The organism is Phycicoccus sp. Root563, assembly GCF_001427915.1.
GTDB lineage: Bacteria > Actinomycetota > Actinomycetes > Actinomycetales > Dermatophilaceae > Pedococcus.
This window is the reverse complement of the sequence record NZ_LMGM01000001.1, coordinates 1,668,787-1,684,752: the sequence shown is the minus strand read 5'-3', so window position 1 is coordinate 1,684,752 and position 15,966 is coordinate 1,668,787. Positions and strand designations below refer to the sequence as shown.

Below are 15,966 nucleotides of genomic sequence, written 5' to 3'. Positions count from 1 at the left end.
GTGTTGGATGACCCGCATCAACGTCACGGTCGACGGAGTCGGCTACGAGGACGAGGTGGAGCCGCGCACGTTGCTGGTCCACTACCTGAGGGAGAGCCTGGGCAAGACCGGCACCGTCATCGGCTGCGACACGAGCAACTGCGGGGCGTGCACCGTGCACCTCGACGGGCGCAGTGTGAAGTCCTGCAACGTGCTGGCGGTCCAGGCCGACGGGCACGAGGTCACGACCATCGAGGGGCTGGCGCAGGACGGCGAGCTGCACCCGATGCAGAAGGCGTTCCACAACTGCCACGCCCTCCAGTGCGGCTACTGCACCCCCGGCATGATCATGCAGGCCATCGACGTCCTCAACGAGAACCCCGACCCCTCCGAGGAGCAGATCCGCGTCGGGCTCGAGGGCAACCTCTGTCGCTGCACCGGCTACCACAACATCGTCAAGGCGGTGCAGGAGGCCGCGGGCTCCGGCGCCAAGGAAGGTGCCCAGTCATGACCGCTGTCGACGACCGCCCGAAGACCGAGATCGGGTCCGCGCGCAAGCGCAAGGAGGACCAGCGCCTCATCACGGGACGCACCAAGTGGACCGACAACATCCAGCTCCCCGGGATGCAGCACCTCGCCATGGTGCGCAGCCCGTTCGCGCACGCGAAGATCACCGCGATCGACACCTCCGCCGCGAAGGCGGCACCGGGCGTCTCGCTCGTGCTCACGGGTGAGGACGTCAAGGACATCCAGGGCTCGCTGCCCAACGCCTGGCCGATCACGGCCGACCAGAAGGCGCCGCCGCACCCGTCCATCGCCGTCGACCGGGTGGCGTTCGCCGGCGAGATCGTCGCCGTCATCGTGGCGCGCTCGGCCCGGGCAGCCCGCGACGCCGCCGAGCTCGTCGACGTCGACTACGACGAGCTGCCGGCTGCGCTCGACCTCAAGGAGTCGGCCGAGGACGCGGTCCTCGCGCACCCCGACCTGGGCACCAACAAGAGCGCGTTCTGGCAGTTCGACTCGGCCGACGCCGGCACGGGCACGGCTGTGGACGACGCGATCGCCACGGCCCGCGACGGTGGAATCCTCATCGAGCGCGAGTACCGCCAGCAGCGCCTCATCCCGGCGTTCATGGAGCCGCGGTCGTTCGTCTGCGACCCCACGGGTGAGCAGCTGACGATCTGGTCCTCGACGCAGGTGCCGCACTTCGTCCGCATCTTCACGGCCGCGACGCTCGGCATCCCCGAGAGCAAGGTCCGGGTCATCGCGCCCGACGTGGGTGGGGGCTTCGGCGGCAAGCTGCAGTACACGCCGGAGGAGGTCATCGTGACCCTCGCGGCGCGCAAGACCGGCAAGCCGTGCAAGTACACCGAGACCCGCAGCGAGTCGCTCCTGTCGGCCCACCACGGCCGCGACCAGTGGCAGCGCCTCACCCTGGCGGCCACCAAGGACGGCACGGTCACCGGACTCAAGGTCGACCTGCTCGCCGACATGGGTGCCTACCTCGGCCTCGTCACCAGCGGTGTGCCGATCCTGGGTGCGTTCATGTTCAACGCGATCTACAAGTTCCCCGCCTACCAGTTCAACTGCACCAACGTCTTCACCAACAAGACGTGGACCGACGCCTACCGCGGCGCAGGCCGGCCCGAGGCGACGTTCGCCATCGAGCGGCTGATGGACGAGCTGGCGGCCGAGGTCGGGGTCGACCCGATGGAGATCCGCGAGAAGAACTGGATCAAGCACGAGGAGTTCCCGTTCACCTCGGTGTGCGGCCTCGAGTACGACTCCGGCAACTACGAGGCGGCCACGGCCCGCGCGAAGGAGCTGTTCGACTACGACGGCCTGCGGCGCGAGCAGCAGCAGCGTCGTGACAGCAAGGACCGGGTGCAGCTCGGCATCGGCATCTCGACCTTCACCGAGATGTGCGGCCTCGCCCCCTCCCGCGTGCTCGGCAGCCTCTCCTACGCCGCAGGTGGCTGGGAGCACGCCGAGGTCAGGATGCTGCCCACCGGCAAGGTCGAGGTCGTCACCGGGTCCAGCGCCCACGGCCAGGGCCACGAGACGGCGTGGAGCCAGATCGTCGCCGACCGGCTCGGGATCCCGTTCGACGACATCGAGGTGCTGCACGGTGACACCCAGGTGGCGCCGCGTGGCCTGGACACGTACGGCTCCCGCTCGCTCGTCGTCGGAGGCCAGGCGCTCGTCATGGCGGCCGACCGGGTGATCGAGAAGGCCAAGCCGATCGCCGCGCACATGCTCGAGGCCTCGGTCGACGACATCGAGTTCAGCGCCGGCACCTTCAAGGTCAAGGGCACCGACAACGGCAAGGCCATGGCCGAGGTGGTGTGGGCCGCGTTCACCGGCCACGACCTCCCCGAGGGCACCGAGCCCACGCTCGACGCCGAGGCGACGTTCGACCCGTCGAACTTCTCCTTCCCCCACGGCACGCACCTGTGCGCCACCGAGGTCGACACGGAGACGGGCGCGGTGAAGATCCGCAGCTACGTCTGCGTGGACGACATCGGCAACATCATCAACCCCCTCATCGTCGAGGGGCAGATGCACGGTGGCATCGTCCAGGGCATCGCCCAGGCGCTGTGGGAGGAGGCGGTCTACGACGACCAGGGCACGCTCGTGTCCGGCTCGTTCGTCGACTACACGCTGCCCACGTCGGCCGACACGATCTCGTTCGTCACCGACAACACGGTCTCGCCGTCCACGTCGAACGACCTCGGCGCCAAGGGCGTCGGCGAGGCGGGGTGCATCGCGTCCACGCCGGCGGTCGTCAACTCCATCGTCGACGCCGTCCGCCCGTTGGGGATCAACGACATCCAGATGCCGTGCACCCCCGAGCGGGTCTGGCGGGCGATCCAGTCCGCCGGCAGCACCCAGGCCGACCCGACGACGGGGAGTGCCCAGCCGCACTTCGACGAGGGTGCTCCCAACCAGGCCCCGCCGGACCCCAGTAGCAGCGCCTCCGCGGAAGGAGCGGGCCAGTGATCCCCGCACAGTTCGACTACCTCGCGCCCACGTCCGTGGCGGACGCGCTCAGCGCGCTCGCCGAGGCGGGTGACGACGCCAAGGTGATGGGCGGTGGGCAGAGCCTGCTCCCCATCCTGCGGATGCGGCTCAACGCCCCCGAGAAGATCATCGACCTCGGTCGGATCGAGGAGCTGCGAGGCATCCGCGACGAGGGCGACCACGTCGTGATCGGTGCGATGACCACGTATGCCGACGTGCTGGCGAGCGCCCTCGTCCGCCAGCACGCGGGGGTGCTCACCGATGCCATCACCGAGGTGGCCGATCCCCAGATCCGGCACCGCGGCACGGTGGGCGGGGCCCTGGTCCACGCCGACCCGGCGGGCGACGTGGGCGCACCCGCGCTCGCGCTCGACACCGAGTTCGTCATCACCGGACCCGGTGGTGACCGCACGGTCGCGGCCGCCGACTTCTTCGTCGACCTCTTCGAGACGGCCGTCGGCGAGGGCGAGCTGCTCACCTCGATCCGCATCCCGAAGCACACGGGCTGGGGGAGCCGGTACGAGAAGTTCGTCCGGGTCGCCCACCAGTGGTCGATCGTCGCCGTCGCGGCGACCGTCCGCGTCGAGGGCGGCACCATCGCCGAGGCCAGGATCGGGCTGACGAACATGGGCTCGACCCCGCTGCGGGCGACCGCGGTGGAGCAGGCCCTGGTCGGCAGGGCGGCGACCGACGACGCGGTCCGGGAGGCCTGCGCGGCAGCCGCCGACGGCACCAACCCGCCGTCGGACCTCAACGGCGACGCGGACTACCGCAAGCACCTGGCCACCGTCCTCACCCGGCGCGCGGTCCTCGCCGCGGCAGGCGGGTGAGCCCGTGGAGCTGAGCCACACCTTCACGGTGCCCGCGTCGGTCGACGAGACGTGGTCCACGTTCATGGACCTGCAGGAGGTCGGGAGCTGCTTCCCGGGCGCCACCGTCACCGAGGTGACCGACGCCGGGTTCTCCGGCACGGTCAAGGTCAAGCTCGGACCGATCGCACTGGTCTACTCCGGTTCCGGCTCGTTCATCGAGCGTGACGACGCGGCCCACCGCGCCGTCATCGAGGCCAAGGGCAAGGACAAGCGGGGCAACGGCACCGCCGGTGCGACCGTGACGATCCAGCTGACCGACGCAGGCGACGGCAACACCAGGGCCGACGTCCAGACCGACCTCAACGTCACCGGGAAGCCGGCGCAGTTCGGCCGTGGGGTCATGCAGGACGTGTCCGACAAGCTGCTCGGCCAGTTCGTCGCGTGCATCGAGGGCAAGGTCGGCGCGCCGGCCGAGCCCGGGGTGGCCCCGTCCGCGGGTGCTGCGGCGCCGGCCGACGGTGCGGTGGCGACCGCGGCTCCCGGCGCCGGGAGCCCGACGCCGGTGCCGACGGCCGCAGCAGCCGCCCGGACCCCCACGCCGGCGCGGGAGGCGGAGGCGCTCGACCTGGGCACGGCCGTGCTCCCCGTGGTGCTCAAGTCCTACGCGAAGCAGATCGCAGCCGGACTCGTCGCCCTGCTTGCCGGGATCGGGCTGGTCCTGCGGCGGCGCCGCAAGGGCTGACCGCGCCATACGCACGATCGCAGGGGCTCCACCCGCTCGGGTGGGGCCCCTGCGCGTGGCCCCCGTGGGTATGGCGCCTGCTCACCTACGCTGGGCCGCATGAGCGGTATGACCGGCACGAACGAGCCCACCGTCGTCGTCCTCAACGGACCGAACCTCAACCTGCTCGGCGAACGTGAGCCCGAGGTCTACGGCCACGACACCCTGGCCGACATCGAGGCCCTGTGCCGTGAGGTCGCGGGGGCGGCTGGTCTCGCCGTGGACTTCCGACAGAGCAACCACGAGGGCGTGCTCGTCGACGCGATCCAGGAGACGCGGGCGAGCGCCGCCGGGTTCGTCGTCAACGCCGGCGCGCTGACGCACACCTCCATCGCGCTGCGCGACGCGCTCGCGACGGTGAGCGGACCGGTCATCGAGGTGCACCTGTCGAACGTGCACGCGCGCGAGGAGTTCAGGCACCACTCGTACCTGTCGGCCATCGCGTCCGGCGTCATCGTGGGGTGCGGCCCGAGCGGCTACGCGTTCGCCGTCACGCGGATCGCCGAGCTGGTGCAGGCGCGCGACTGAGGCTCGGAGGGGCAGGATGGGGCCATGGCCTCCTCGACCCGCCGCCCGCTCGACCCGATGGACCTCGCCGGGATCGACGACCTGCTCAGCGACGAGGAGAAGGCCGTGCGCAGCACGGTCCGCACCTTCCTCGACCAGCGCGTCGAGCCGTACGTCGCGGACTGGTTCGAGCGGGGTGAGGTCGACGACCTCCGCGGCCTGACCAAGGAGCTCGGGGCCCTCGGGCTGCTGGGCATGCACCTCGAGGGGTACGGCTGCGCCGGCATGAGCGCCGTCGACTACGGGCTGGCCTGCCTCGAGCTCGAGGCGACCGACTCCGGTGTCCGCAGCCTGGTCTCCGTGCAGGGTTCCCTGGCGATGTTCGCCATCCATCGGTGGGGGAGCGAGGAGCAGAAGCAGCAGTGGCTGCCCGCCATGGCGACGGGCGAGGCGATCGGCTGCTTCGGCCTCACCGAACCCGACCACGGCAGCGACCCCGCGTCGATGCGCACGCGCGCCCGCCGCGACGGCGACGACTGGGTGCTCGACGGCTCCAAGATGTGGATCACCAACGGCTCGGTCGCCGACGTCGCCGTCGTGTGGGCGCAGGTCGACGAGCAGGGCGACGGCGCCAGCACCATCCGGGGCTTCGTCGTCCCCACCGACAGCCCCGGCTTCTCGGCGCCGCAGATCAAGCACAAGATGAGCCTGCGGGCGTCGGTCACCAGCGAGCTGGTCCTCGACGGGGTCCGGCTCCCCGCGGACGCGGTCTTCCCCGAGGCCCGTGGGCTCAAGGGCCCGCTGTCGTGCCTCTCCGAGGCGCGCTACGGCATCGTGTGGGGCTCCCTCGGGGCGGCCAGGTCCAGCCTCGACACCGCCCGGCGCTACTCGATGGAGCGCGAGCAGTTCGGGCGGCCCCTCGCCGCGTTCCAGCTCACCCAGCAGAAGCTGGCCGACATGGCGCTCGAGCTCGTCAAGGGCCAGCTCCTCGCGCTGCACCTCGGTCGGCGCAAGGACGCGGGCACCCTGCGTCCGGAGCAGGTCAGCCTCGGCAAGCTCAACAACATCCGCGAGGCGCTCGACATCTGCCGCACCTCGCGAACCATCCTCGGGGCCAACGGGATCAGCCTCGAGTACCCCGTGATCCGGCACATGAACAACCTCGAGTCGGTGCTCACCTACGAGGGCACGGTGGAGATGCACACCCTCGTGGTGGGGCAGGCGATGACGGGCGAACAGGCCTTCCGGTAGGGGCCCGAACCACGCGCCATACGCCCTCCGGACCCTCGATTTTCGGTCCGGGCACCGGAGCGTGTAGTCTCACCGTCGCACTTCCGCGCGGCTCCCAGAGCCCCGGTGTGCAGGCCCCCTTAGCTCAGTCGGCAGAGCGTTTCCATGGTAAGGAAAAGGTCGTCGGTTCGATTCCGACAGGGGGCTCTGGGAGAGGCATCGCGAGGTGCTGCACCCCATGGCGGGGTAGCTCAGCTGGTTAGAGCGCACGACTCATAATCGTGAGGTCGCGGGATCGAGCCCCGCTCCCGCTACAACCGCGATTTCAGGATCAGCCTGAATTCGCGTAGCCTGATGTGTCGCTGCCCGATGTCGTTGGATGTCGCGCGCGGCGTCCAGACTTCACCACCGTCAGTTCCGAGAGCAGGTTGCCCCGTGGCTAGCAAGAGCGCAGACGTCCGCCCCAAGATCACCTTGGCGTGCGTGGATTGCAAGGAGCGCAACTACATCACCAAGAAGAACCGTCGGAACAACCCCGACCGTCTCGAGATGAAGAAGTTCTGCCCCCGCGACAAGAAGCACACGGTCCACCGCGAGACCCGTTGACCTGACGCGTTTCGACAGCCGCCCCGGACGAGAGTCCCCGGGCGGCTTTGTCGTGTCCCCGTCCGACCGGCACCCCGCGCCGCACCATAGGGTGGGTGCCATGGCCGTGAACGCAGACTTCGTGGGGCGCACCTACCCGCCCAGTGGCCCGTATGCCGTGACAGCGGAGGGCCTCGCGGCCTTCGCCTCCGCGGTGGGTTCTACCGACCCCGTGCACACCTCGAGCGAGGCCGCGCGGGCCGCCGGGTACGCCGACGTCATCGCCCCGCCGACCTTCGCCGTGACCATCGCGCAGCAGTGCGACGCCGTGTTCGTCCAGGACCCGGAGGCCGGGATCGACTACAGCCGTGTCGTCCACGGCGAGCAGCGGTTCGTGCACCACCGCCCCATCACCGCCGGTGACGAGGTGCTCGGCACCCTCACCGTCGACTCGGTCCGCGCGGCTGGCGGCCACTCGATGGTCACCACCCGCACCGAGCTCACGACCACCGACGGTGCGGCACTGTGCACGTCGACGTCCACCATCGTCATCCGGGGAGGGGAGTGAGCATGAGCGTGCGCACCCTGGCCGACACCTCTGTCGGCGACACCATCGAGGCCCGCACCATCCCCGTGGGTCGCGACAGCCTCGTGGCCTACGCGAACGCCTCCGGCGACCAGAACCCCATCCACCAGGACGAGGAGTTCGCCACCTCCGTCGGCCTGCCCGACGTCATCGCCCACGGCATGTGGACGATGGGTGCCGCGGGCTCGGTCGTCGAGGAGTGGGCCGGCGACGGCGGACGCGTCGTCGAGTTCGGCACCCGCTTCACCAAGCCGGTCGTCGTGCCCCAGGGCGGCGGCGCCGTCGAGGTCGCGGGCGTGGTCAAGTCCGTCGACGAGGCCACCCGCCGCGCGACCGTCGAGCTGACCGTGACGAGCGGTGGCGACAAGGTCCTCGGGCGCTGCCTGGCCGTCGTCCTGCTCGACTGATCGCCCCGGCATGAGCGAAGAGCACGACGTCCCCCTGGCCGACCTGACGACGATGCGCGTCGGGGGCCCGGCGGCTCGCCTGGTGACGGCGACGACCACCGACGAGGTGGTCGACGCCGTCCGGGAGGTCGACGACGCCGACGAGCCCCTGCTGGTCATCTCCGGGGGCAGCAACGTCGTCGTCACCGACGCGGGTTTCCCCGGCACCGTCGTCAAGGTCGCCTCCGACGGCATCGACGTCGAGTCGGCGGACCTGTGCGGCGGGGTGATGGTGCGGGTCGCGGCCGGTGTGCCGTGGGACGACCTCGTCGCCCGTGCGGTCGTCGAGGGGTGGTCCGGCATCGAGGCGCTCTCGGGCATCCCCGGTGGCACGGGGGCGACGCCGGTGCAGAACGTGGGCGCCTACGGCCAGGAGGTCGCCCAGACGATCGCCTCGGTGCGCGTCTGGGACCGGCACGAGCAGCGGGTCCGTACCTTCGCCTCGCTCGACTGCGCCTTCACCTACCGGCACTCGATCTTCAAGGCCACGAGCCGCTTCGTCGTCCTCGACGTGCTCTTCCAGCTCGTCCCGAGCGAGCTGAGCCAGCCCGTCGGGTACGCCGACCTGGCCCGCCAGCTCGAGGTCGCCGTCGGCGACCGGGTGCCGCTCGCCGACGCCCGCGAGGCGGTGCTGCACCAGCGTCGCCGACGCGGCATGGTGCTGGACCCCGACGACCACGACACCTGGTCCTGCGGGTCCTTCTTCACGAACCCGATCCTGTCAGGTCCCCACTTCGCCGACCTCGAGTCCCGCGCCGCCGCCCGCCTCGGCGTCGACGGCCCGACACCGCCGCGGTTCGCCGACCCCGACGGCAACATCAAGACCAGCGCAGCGTGGCTGATCGAGCAGGCCGGGTTCGGCAAGGGGTTCAGCCTGCCGGGCAGCTCGGCAGCGATCTCCGGCAAGCACACGCTGGCGCTGACCAACCGCGGCGGCGCCACGGCCGCACAGGTCGCCGCCCTCGCCCGCGCGGTGCGCGACGGCGTCCACGAGGCCTTCGGCGTGGTGCTGGTCAACGAGCCCGTCCTCGTCGGACACGGCCTCTAGGCCGACCTCGGCCGACCTCGGCCGCCCCTGGCAGCCGCCCCTGAAGCCCGACCCGGTCCGGTGTCAGGCCGGAGCGGCCAGCCAGGCGTCGACGTCGGCCAGGGCCGCGTCCCTCACCGCGGCGGGCGCACGGCTGGCCCGCAGCGAGCCCCGGGCCAGCTCGGCCAGCTCCTCGTCGGAGAACCCCAGCACCTCCCGGGCCGTCTGGTACTGCGCCGCCAGCCGCGACCCGAACAGCAGCGGGTCGTCGGCCCCGAGTGCGACCGGTATGCCGTGCTCGACGATCGCGCGCAGCGGCACCTCCTCCGGGGAGGAGTAGACGCCCAGCGCCACGTTGCTGCGGGGGCACACCTCGAGGGCGACCCCCGACTCGGCGACGCGCTCGAGCACCCGGGGCTCCTCGACGCAGCGCACGCCGTGGCCCAGCCGGTCCGGCTCGATCGCGTCGAGGGTGGCCTCGACGGCCGCCGGTCCGAGGAGCTCGCCGGCGTGCGGCACGAGCGCCAGGCCGGCACGGCGCGCGAGGGCGAAGGCCGGGGCGAACTCGGCCGTGAGCCCGCGGCGCTCGTCGTTGCTCAACCCGAACCCCACCACGGTGCCCGGGCCGTCACCGGCGTACTGCGTCGCCAGCCGGGCGAGCGTGCGGGCGTCGAGCGGGTGCCGGATCCGGCTGGCCGCGACGACGACCGCGACCCCGGTGTCCTCCTCGCGCGACGCCGCTGCGGCCTCGTCGAGGACGATCTCCAGGGCCGGGGTGATCCCCCCGACGAAGGGTGCGTAGGACGTCGGGTCCACCTGGATCTCCAGCCAGCGCGAACCCTCCGCCGCGTCGTCCCGGGCCGCTTCGCGGACGATCCGCCGCAGGTCGGACTCGTCGCGCACGCAGGCGCGCGCCGCGTCGTACAGGCGCTGGAACCGGAACCAGCCACGCTCGTCGCGCGCGCTCAGCTGTGGCGGCCACCCGCTCGTCAGGGCGTCGGGGAGGTGCAGCCGGTGCTTGACGGCGAGGTCGCGGACCGTCTCGACGCGCATCGAACCGGTGAAGTGCAGGTGCAGGTGCGCCTTCGGGAGGGACTCGACCGGGCGGGGCATGGCGTGCAGTCTGGCACCGCCCGGGACGACGAGAGGCGCCGACCCACGCGGGTCGACGCCTCTCGTCGGTGACTGGGCCTGGTCAGTCGCCGTCGACGACGTGCATGGCCTGCTCCTCGGGGCTCAGGTCGCCCGAGCCGCCGCTCTCGTCCCCGAGCAGCTCGGCGTCGACGTCCTCGCGGGCGCCCTCGTCGGGGTCGGTCAGCGTCCCCACCGGGCCGTCGCCCACCTCGGCGTCCCCCAGGAAGTCCTGGTCGGCGTCGATGCTGTCGGGGTCGTCACCGCCGACGCGCGGCTCCTCGTCGAGCCCGGACTCGTTGTCGGGGGCGCCGTAGGCCGAGTCGGGGTCGGGCACCTCCTGCATGATCCGCTGGTCGATGCTCTCCTCGAGGCCCTGCTCGGTGGCCGTCGTGCCCCACTCGGTGTTGCGGGGCTGCTGGTCGGGCGGGGACCAGGGTTCGTTGTCGCCCTCGCTGGAGTCCAGGAGGCCCTCCTGGCCGCTGCCTGCGTCGACGGAGTCGTCCACGCTGTAGCTGCCGAGGTCGTCCTCGATGCTTTCGGTGCCGGGCTGATCGCTCATGTCACCACCCTGCGGCAGCGGAGGGGGTGCCGCAAGGCCAAGGGTCCCGTTCGGCGTCCTGCGGCCCGAGCCGGCCCGCCGGCGTGGCGGTGCGCCGACTCAGGCGGGGTGCGCCGCGGTCGCCTGCTCGGCGGCCGCGAGCAGGACGCACGTGGCGACGGCCTCCATCGCCTCGGTGACCTGGCCCAGCGGCGGGAAGGTCGGGGCGAGGCGGATGTTGCGGTCGCGGGGGTCGTCACCGAGGGGGAAGGAGGAACCCGCGGGCGTCAGGGCGATGCCGGCCTCCTTGGCCAGCTGGACCACGCGTGAGGCGGTGCCGTCGAGCACGTCGAGGCTGACGAAGTACCCACCGGTCGGGCGCGTCCACGTCGCGACCTGCAGGCCGTCGAGGCGCTCGGTGAGGATGCGCTCCACCTCGGCGAACTTCGGCGCGATGATCTCCCGGTGCTTGACCATGTGGTCGCGCACGCCCTGGGCCGAGCCGAAGAACTGCGCGTGGCGGAGCTGGTTGACCTTGTCGGGGCCGATCGACCCCTTGCCGAGGTGGCCCAGGTACCACTTCACGTTCTCGACGGACGCCGCCAGGAACGCGACCCCGGCACCGGCCCAGGTGATCTTGGACGTCGAGGCGAACATGATCGGCCGGTGCGGGTGACCGGCTGCGGCGGCGAGGCTGAGGACGTCGGCGCTCTTGGCCTCGTCGGCGGTGAGGTGGTGCAGCGCATAGGCGTTGTCCCAGAAGATCTTGAAGTCCGGCGCAGCGGTCTGCATCGAGGCGAGCCGCGCGGCCACCTCCTGGGTGACGACCGAGCCCGACGGGTTCGCGTAGGTCGGCACGATCCACATGCCCTTGATGCTCGGGTCGTCCGCCACCAGGGCTGCGACCGCCTCGGCGTCCGGGCCGTCGTCATGCATCGGGACGGTCACCATCTCGATGCCGAACGACTGGAGGAGGGTGAAGTGCCGGTCGTACCCGGGGACGGGGCAGATGAAGGTGACCTTCTCCTCCTGGCCCCACGGCCGCGGCGAGTCCACGCCACCGTGCAGCAGCAGGTCGACGAGGGTGTCCTTCATCATCGTCAGGCTGGAGTTGCCGCCCGCCACGACCTGCTCGGGCAGGACCCACAGCAGCTCGGCGAACATCTCGCGCAGCTCCTTGATCCCGTCGAGGCCGCCGTAGTTGCGGGTGTCGGTGCCGCTCGCGTCGGTGAACCCCTCGGGCAGGGTGAGGAGGGCGTTGGAGAGGTCGAGCTGCTCGCTGGCCGGCTTGCCGCGCGTGAGGTCGAGCTTGAGGCCTCGCTCCTTGAGCGCGGCATACGCCTCCTGCTGCTCCCGCGCGAACGACGCGAGGTCGGCGGCGGAGCGCTCGGCGAGGGGGGTGGGGCGGCTGGTGGCGGTCTGCTCGGTCACGCTGCCATGCTCCCAGAGGTGCGTGATGCCGCGCAGGCGGCGTCCGTATGGCGCACAGCCGCCACCCGGGCCGCGTCACCGCCGGGGACCCACCCGTCGGGGACGTGGTCGAGCGTGGTCGGGCGAGGTCGGCGGGGTGATCGGGCTGGTGGTCGGGAGCGAGTTCGCATTCCGGGTCACGGCTCACGTATGCTTGCTCCTCGGTTGACTTCGACCATGCTTCCGACGTGCCCTCGGGCAGGTTCGGCGTGGGCGGTGACGACCACCGGAACCTCCCGCTCCCCGTGGGTCGTTCCGTAGGGCAGTGGCTCAATTGGTAGAGCACCGGTCTCCAAAACCGGCGGTTGGGGGTTCGAGTCCCTCCTGCCCTGCGTTGCAGGACCTGCGGCCGACCCGGCAGCACGGCAGACATCAGCGAGAAGAGGCATCGTGACGGACGTGAGCGCGGAGACCCGCGGCTCTGGTCGCACCAGCCGCAAGGGCGGAAAGGGCGGCAACCCGGTTTCCCGGCTCTTCCGCTCCATCTCGCTCTTCGTCAGCCAGATCCTCGACGAGCTGCGCAAGGTCGTCCGGCCGACGCGCAGCGAGCTGGTCAACTACACGATCGTCGTGATCGTGTTCGTCGTGTTCGTGATGGCGCTCGTCTCCTCCGTGGACTTCGGCTTCACCAAGCTCGTCCTGTGGGTCTTCGGCGGCTAGTCGCCGCAGTGCCGCACTGACCCGGGGTTCCTCCCGGTGAACACCAGAAGGAAGTAGGTCATCAGCGTGTCCGACCAGTGGACCACCGACAACGCGGAGCCGCAGACCGACGAGGTCACCGCGAGCACCGACGCCGCCGAGCTCGAGCAGCCCGGGACGGACCCTGTCGACGACTCCGTGGACACCGACGCCACCCCCGAGGCCGCCTTCAGCGACAGCGACGACAGCACCGACACCGAGGTGTCCGACGAGGTGGGCGACGAGGCGACCGACGAGCTCGACGTCGACGCGCCGCCGGCCGACCCGGTCAAGGAGTTCAAGGACACCCTCGCCAGCAAGTTCGGCGACTGGTACGTCGTGCACTCCTACGCGGGCTACGAGAACCGCGTCAAGGCGAACCTCGAGAACCGCACGACCTCCCTCAACATGGAGGACTTCATCTTCGAGGCCCAGGTCCCGATGGAAGAGGTCACCGAGATCAAGAACGGCCAGAAGAAGCTGGTCAAGCGCGTCCGGATGCCCGGGTACGTGCTGGTCCGCATGGACCTCACCGACGAGTCGTGGGGCGCCGTGCGCCACACGCCCGGTGTGACCGGCTTCGTCGGCAACGCCCACCAGCCGGTGCCGCTCAGCCTCGACGAGGTCTACACGATGCTCGCCCCGGCCGACCTCGAGCAGCAGGCCGCGGCCGCTGCCGGCGGTGCGGGTGGGGGCAAGCCCCGCGAGGTCGCTGTCGTCGACTTCGAGGTCGGCGAGTCCGTCACCGTCATGGAGGGGCCCTTCGAGACCCTTCCCGCCACGATCTCCGAGATCAACGCCGACACCCAGAAGCTCAAGGTGCTGGTCTCGATCTTCGGCCGGGAGACCCCGGTCGAGCTGTCGTTCAACCAGGTCGCCAAGATCTGAGGGTTCGGCTCCTGCCCCCGGTCCTCGGGGGTACTGCAACCGGGTCATCGCCCACGGCGTAGGCCCAACCACCACAGAAGGAACATCAGCACATGCCTCCCAAGAAGAAGAAGATCTCCGGCTTCATCAAGCTGCAGATCCAGGCCGGCGCCGCGACGCCCGCACCCCCCGTCGGCCCGGCCCTCGGTCAGCACGGCGTCAACATCATGGAGTTCGTCAAGGCGTACAACGCTGCGACGGAGTCCCAGCGCGGCAACGTCATCCCCGTGGAGATCACGGTCTACGAAGACCGTTCCTTCACCTTCATCACCAAGACCCCTCCGGCCGCCGAGCTGATCAAGAAGGCTGCCGGCGTCCCCAAGGGCTCGGGTGAGCCGCACAAGACCAAGGTCGCCAAGCTGTCGGCCGACCAGGTCCGCGAGATCGCCACGATGAAGATGGAAGACCTCAACGCCAACGACGTGGAGCAGGCCATGAAGATCATCGCCGGCACCGCGCGCTCGATGGGCGTCGAGACCAGCCTCTCGTAACACCCCCGTTCTCCTTCGGTGTGCCGCTGCAGGCGGCACACCGAAGACCCGTGGCAGGACCGCGCTGGTCCGTACCGACCACAACTCCACCGCACCACCTGAACCGTTCGACACAGGAGCAGAAATGAAGCGCAGCAAGGCTTACCGCGAGGCCGCGGAGAAGATCGACGTCACCAAGGTCTACGCCCCCCTCGAGGCCGTCCGCCTCGCCAAGACCGCCGCCAAGGCCAAGTACGACGAGACCGTCGAGGTCGCCATGCGCCTCGGCGTCGACCCGCGCAAGGCCGACCAGATGGTCCGCGGCACCGTGAACCTCCCCCACGGCACGGGCAAGACCGCCCGCGTCCTGGTGTTCGCCAACGGCGACAAGGCCGAGGCCGCCCGTGAGGCCGGCGCCGACTTCGTCGGTTCCGACGAGCTCCTCGAGAAGGTGGCCGGCGGCTGGCTCGACTTCGACTCCGTCGTCGCCACCCCGGACATGATGGGCAAGGTCGGTCGCCTCGGAAAGGTCCTGGGCCCGCGTGGTCTCATGCCCAACCCGAAGACCGGCACCGTCACCATGGACACCGCCAAGGCCGTCACCGACATCAAGGGCGGCAAGATCGAGTTCCGCGTCGACAAGCACGCGAACCTCCACTTCATCATCGGCAAGGCCTCCTTCGACGAGACGTCGCTCGTGGAGAACTACGGTGCCGCGCTGGAGGAGATCCTGCGTCTGAAGCCGTCGGCGTCCAAGGGCCGCTACATCCTCAAGGCGACCATGACCACGACGATGGGCCCCGGCATCCCGCTGGACTACAACCGCACGCGCAACCTGCTGGTCGAGGACGAGGCCAACGCCTGAGTCCCGCCGCACCGTGCAGAGCCCGTCACCCCGCGAGGGGTGGCGGGCTCTGCCCATGAGGGCGGCACGCAGCAGGGCGGTTATGGTGGACAGGTCAGTGCGCGCGTCGCACATCCGCACCACATCTTCTGGGGGACCCGCATGAAGACCACCTCGATCGCCGCCGTCGCCCTGACGGCGGCACTGGGCCTGAGCGCCTGCGGCAGCTCCGACTCCAAATCGCCCGGCTCGTCCAGCACGTCGTCGTCGAGCAGCGCCAGCTCCTCCGCCTCTGCCGCCAAGGCGGGCGAGTCCGTGGACGGTGCAGCCCTGGCGACGCGCATGACCGACGCGATGCTCAAGGCCGGCTCCGGCACGGTGACCATGGACCTCGGCACGCAGGGGAGCGCCAAGGGTTCGTTCACCATGAAGGACGGAAAGATGGAGCAGTCGATGGAGATGGGGATCCAGGGCCAGACCCTGCAGATCGTCTCCACCGGCGGCATCATCTACATGAAGGGCCTGCCCGGCTCGTCGAAGCCGTGGGTGAAGATCGACCCCAAGGGCACCGACCCGATGAGCAAGATGTTCGCCGGCCTCACCGGTGACATGGGTGACCCGCGCCAGCTGGCGACGGCCCTCAAGGGCAGCAAGGCCACGGTCGTGAGCAGCTCGGCCGACGAGAAGGTCTACGACGTCACCATCGACCCGACGGCCCTCCTGGGCGGGAGCACCGCCACGGCCTCGCCCTCGGTGGCACCGGTCAAGGCGCGCTACACCCTCGACAGCCAGGACCGCCCGACCAAGATGACCGTCGACTCCCAGGGTCAGACCATCAACATCGTCTTCTCGGACTGGGGCAAGCCGGTCACGATCACGGTGCCCCCGGCCGACCAGGTGGGCACCTTCCAGCTGCCGACCAGCTGACACC

18 protein-coding genes and 3 tRNA genes are annotated in these 15,966 nt (G+C 70.5%); 18 read left to right on the top strand and 3 right to left on the bottom strand.

Annotated elements, in window-relative coordinates; translation table 11 throughout:
* Positions 1–7: 7 nt before the first annotated feature.
* The 12 genes from ASD62_RS08005 to ASD62_RS07950 all read left to right on the top strand — a co-directional run bounded on the left by ASD62_RS08005 (position 8) and on the right by ASD62_RS07950 (position 8,995).
* Positions 8–490 (top strand): (2Fe-2S)-binding protein, encoded by a 483-nt coding sequence (locus tag ASD62_RS08005; protein ID WP_056915506.1) that lies wholly within the window; start codon positions 8–10, stop codon positions 488–490.
* Positions 487–2,979, top strand: coding sequence for a xanthine dehydrogenase family protein molybdopterin-binding subunit (locus tag ASD62_RS08000; protein ID WP_056915505.1), 2,493 nt, complete (start codon positions 487–489; stop codon positions 2,977–2,979). Before ASD62_RS08005 ends, ASD62_RS08000 begins: the two co-directional genes overlap by 4 nt.
* Positions 2,976–3,830, top strand: a complete 855-nt coding sequence (locus ASD62_RS07995; protein ID WP_056915504.1) for a xanthine dehydrogenase family protein subunit M — start codon at positions 2,976–2,978, stop codon at positions 3,828–3,830. The genes ASD62_RS08000 and ASD62_RS07995 overlap by 4 nt, the downstream gene beginning before the upstream one ends.
* Before the next feature lie 4 nt (positions 3,831–3,834).
* Positions 3,835–4,554, top strand: a complete 720-nt coding sequence (locus ASD62_RS07990; protein WP_056915503.1) for an SRPBCC family protein — start codon at positions 3,835–3,837, stop codon at positions 4,552–4,554.
* A 108-nt stretch (positions 4,555–4,662) separates the two neighbouring features.
* Positions 4,663–5,121, top strand: a complete 459-nt coding sequence (aroQ, locus tag ASD62_RS07985; RefSeq protein WP_056915502.1) for a type II 3-dehydroquinate dehydratase — start codon at positions 4,663–4,665, stop codon at positions 5,119–5,121.
* 24 nt (positions 5,122–5,145) lie between these two features.
* A complete protein-coding gene (locus ASD62_RS07980) occupies positions 5,146–6,351 on the top strand; it encodes an acyl-CoA dehydrogenase family protein (protein ID WP_056915501.1) in 1,206 nt (401 codons plus the stop codon).
* Between the two features lie 113 nt (positions 6,352–6,464).
* Positions 6,465–6,537, top strand: a tRNA-Thr gene (locus ASD62_RS07975).
* Positions 6,538–6,570: 33 nt separating this feature from the next.
* Positions 6,571–6,644, top strand: a tRNA-Met gene (locus ASD62_RS07970).
* A 121-nt stretch (positions 6,645–6,765) separates the two neighbouring features.
* Complete coding sequence (gene rpmG, locus ASD62_RS07965) at positions 6,766–6,936, top strand: 50S ribosomal protein L33 (protein WP_056915500.1); 171 nt, start codon at positions 6,766–6,768, stop codon at positions 6,934–6,936.
* Positions 6,937–7,036: 100 nt separating this feature from the next.
* A complete protein-coding gene (locus tag ASD62_RS07960; protein WP_056915499.1) occupies positions 7,037–7,483 on the top strand; it encodes a MaoC family dehydratase N-terminal domain-containing protein in 447 nt (148 codons plus the stop codon).
* 2 nt (positions 7,484–7,485) lie between these two features.
* Entirely contained in the window at positions 7,486–7,908 is a 423-nt protein-coding gene (locus tag ASD62_RS07955) for a MaoC family dehydratase (RefSeq protein ID WP_056915498.1), read from the top strand.
* 10 nt (positions 7,909–7,918) lie between these two features.
* Entirely contained in the window at positions 7,919–8,995 is a 1,077-nt protein-coding gene (locus ASD62_RS07950) for a UDP-N-acetylmuramate dehydrogenase (RefSeq protein WP_056915497.1), read from the top strand.
* 63 nt (positions 8,996–9,058) lie between these two features.
* Here ASD62_RS07950 and ASD62_RS07945 read toward each other — a convergent pair whose 3' ends face one another.
* The 3 genes from ASD62_RS07945 to ASD62_RS07935 all read right to left on the bottom strand — a co-directional run bounded on the left by ASD62_RS07945 (position 9,059) and on the right by ASD62_RS07935 (position 12,077).
* Complete coding sequence (locus ASD62_RS07945) at positions 9,059–10,087, bottom strand: adenosine deaminase (protein ID WP_056915496.1); 1,029 nt, start codon at positions 10,085–10,087, stop codon at positions 9,059–9,061.
* A gap of 82 nt (positions 10,088–10,169) precedes the next feature.
* A complete protein-coding gene (locus ASD62_RS07940; protein ID WP_056915495.1) occupies positions 10,170–10,667 on the bottom strand; it encodes a DUF5709 domain-containing protein in 498 nt (165 codons plus the stop codon).
* A gap of 99 nt (positions 10,668–10,766) precedes the next feature.
* A complete protein-coding gene (locus ASD62_RS07935; protein WP_056915494.1) occupies positions 10,767–12,077 on the bottom strand; it encodes an aminotransferase class I/II-fold pyridoxal phosphate-dependent enzyme in 1,311 nt (436 codons plus the stop codon).
* A gap of 298 nt (positions 12,078–12,375) precedes the next feature.
* Between ASD62_RS07935 and ASD62_RS07930 the strand changes: the two genes are divergently transcribed.
* The 6 genes from ASD62_RS07930 to ASD62_RS07900 all read left to right on the top strand — a co-directional run bounded on the left by ASD62_RS07930 (position 12,376) and on the right by ASD62_RS07900 (position 15,962).
* A tRNA-Trp gene (locus ASD62_RS07930) sits at positions 12,376–12,448 on the top strand.
* A gap of 67 nt (positions 12,449–12,515) precedes the next feature.
* Entirely contained in the window at positions 12,516–12,776 is a 261-nt protein-coding gene (secE, locus tag ASD62_RS07925; protein WP_162246885.1) for a preprotein translocase subunit SecE, read from the top strand.
* A 66-nt stretch (positions 12,777–12,842) separates the two neighbouring features.
* The gene (nusG, locus tag ASD62_RS07920) at positions 12,843–13,682 is read left to right on the top strand and encodes a transcription termination/antitermination protein NusG (RefSeq protein ID WP_082580625.1); all 840 of its coding nucleotides are present in this window, start codon (positions 12,843–12,845) and stop codon (positions 13,680–13,682) included.
* A 92-nt stretch (positions 13,683–13,774) separates the two neighbouring features.
* On the top strand, positions 13,775–14,212 hold the full coding sequence (rplK, locus tag ASD62_RS07915) for a 50S ribosomal protein L11 (protein WP_056915491.1): 438 nt from the start codon (positions 13,775–13,777) through the stop codon (positions 14,210–14,212).
* Between the two features lie 124 nt (positions 14,213–14,336).
* The gene (gene rplA, locus ASD62_RS07910) at positions 14,337–15,056 is read left to right on the top strand and encodes a 50S ribosomal protein L1 (protein WP_056915490.1); all 720 of its coding nucleotides are present in this window, start codon (positions 14,337–14,339) and stop codon (positions 15,054–15,056) included.
* Positions 15,057–15,197: 141 nt separating this feature from the next.
* Positions 15,198–15,962: a hypothetical protein gene (locus ASD62_RS07900; RefSeq protein ID WP_157581400.1), complete on the top strand. Its 765-nt coding sequence runs from the start codon at positions 15,198–15,200 to the stop codon at positions 15,960–15,962.
* Positions 15,963–15,966 lie beyond the last annotated feature (4 nt).

What these genes read in the sequence shown, in the direction of transcription:
- ASD62_RS07950 (WP_056915497.1), top strand. Translation starts at nt 7,919, where the DNA reads ATGAGCGAAGAGCACGACGTCCCCCTGGCCGACCTGACGACGATGCGC.
- rplA (WP_056915490.1), top strand. Translation starts at nt 14,337, where the DNA reads ATGAAGCGCAGCAAGGCTTACCGCGAGGCCGCGGAGAAGATCGACGTC.
- ASD62_RS07960 (WP_056915499.1), top strand. Translation starts at nt 7,037, where the DNA reads ATGGCCGTGAACGCAGACTTCGTGGGGCGCACCTACCCGCCCAGTGGC.
- ASD62_RS07945 (WP_056915496.1), bottom strand. Translation starts at nt 10,087, where the DNA reads ATGCCCCGCCCGGTCGAGTCCCTCCCGAAGGCGCACCTGCACCTGCAC.
- rplK (WP_056915491.1), top strand. Translation starts at nt 13,775, where the DNA reads ATGCCTCCCAAGAAGAAGAAGATCTCCGGCTTCATCAAGCTGCAGATC.
- ASD62_RS07955 (WP_056915498.1), top strand. Translation starts at nt 7,486, where the DNA reads ATGAGCGTGCGCACCCTGGCCGACACCTCTGTCGGCGACACCATCGAG.
- ASD62_RS08000 (WP_056915505.1), top strand. Translation starts at nt 487, where the DNA reads ATGACCGCTGTCGACGACCGCCCGAAGACCGAGATCGGGTCCGCGCGC.
- ASD62_RS07980 (WP_056915501.1), top strand. Translation starts at nt 5,146, where the DNA reads ATGGCCTCCTCGACCCGCCGCCCGCTCGACCCGATGGACCTCGCCGGG.
- aroQ (WP_056915502.1), top strand. Translation starts at nt 4,663, where the DNA reads ATGACCGGCACGAACGAGCCCACCGTCGTCGTCCTCAACGGACCGAAC.
- ASD62_RS07900 (WP_157581400.1), top strand. Translation starts at nt 15,198, where the DNA reads ATGAAGACCACCTCGATCGCCGCCGTCGCCCTGACGGCGGCACTGGGC.
- ASD62_RS07940 (WP_056915495.1), bottom strand. Translation starts at nt 10,667, where the DNA reads ATGAGCGATCAGCCCGGCACCGAAAGCATCGAGGACGACCTCGGCAGC.
- ASD62_RS08005 (WP_056915506.1), top strand. Translation starts at nt 8, where the DNA reads ATGACCCGCATCAACGTCACGGTCGACGGAGTCGGCTACGAGGACGAG.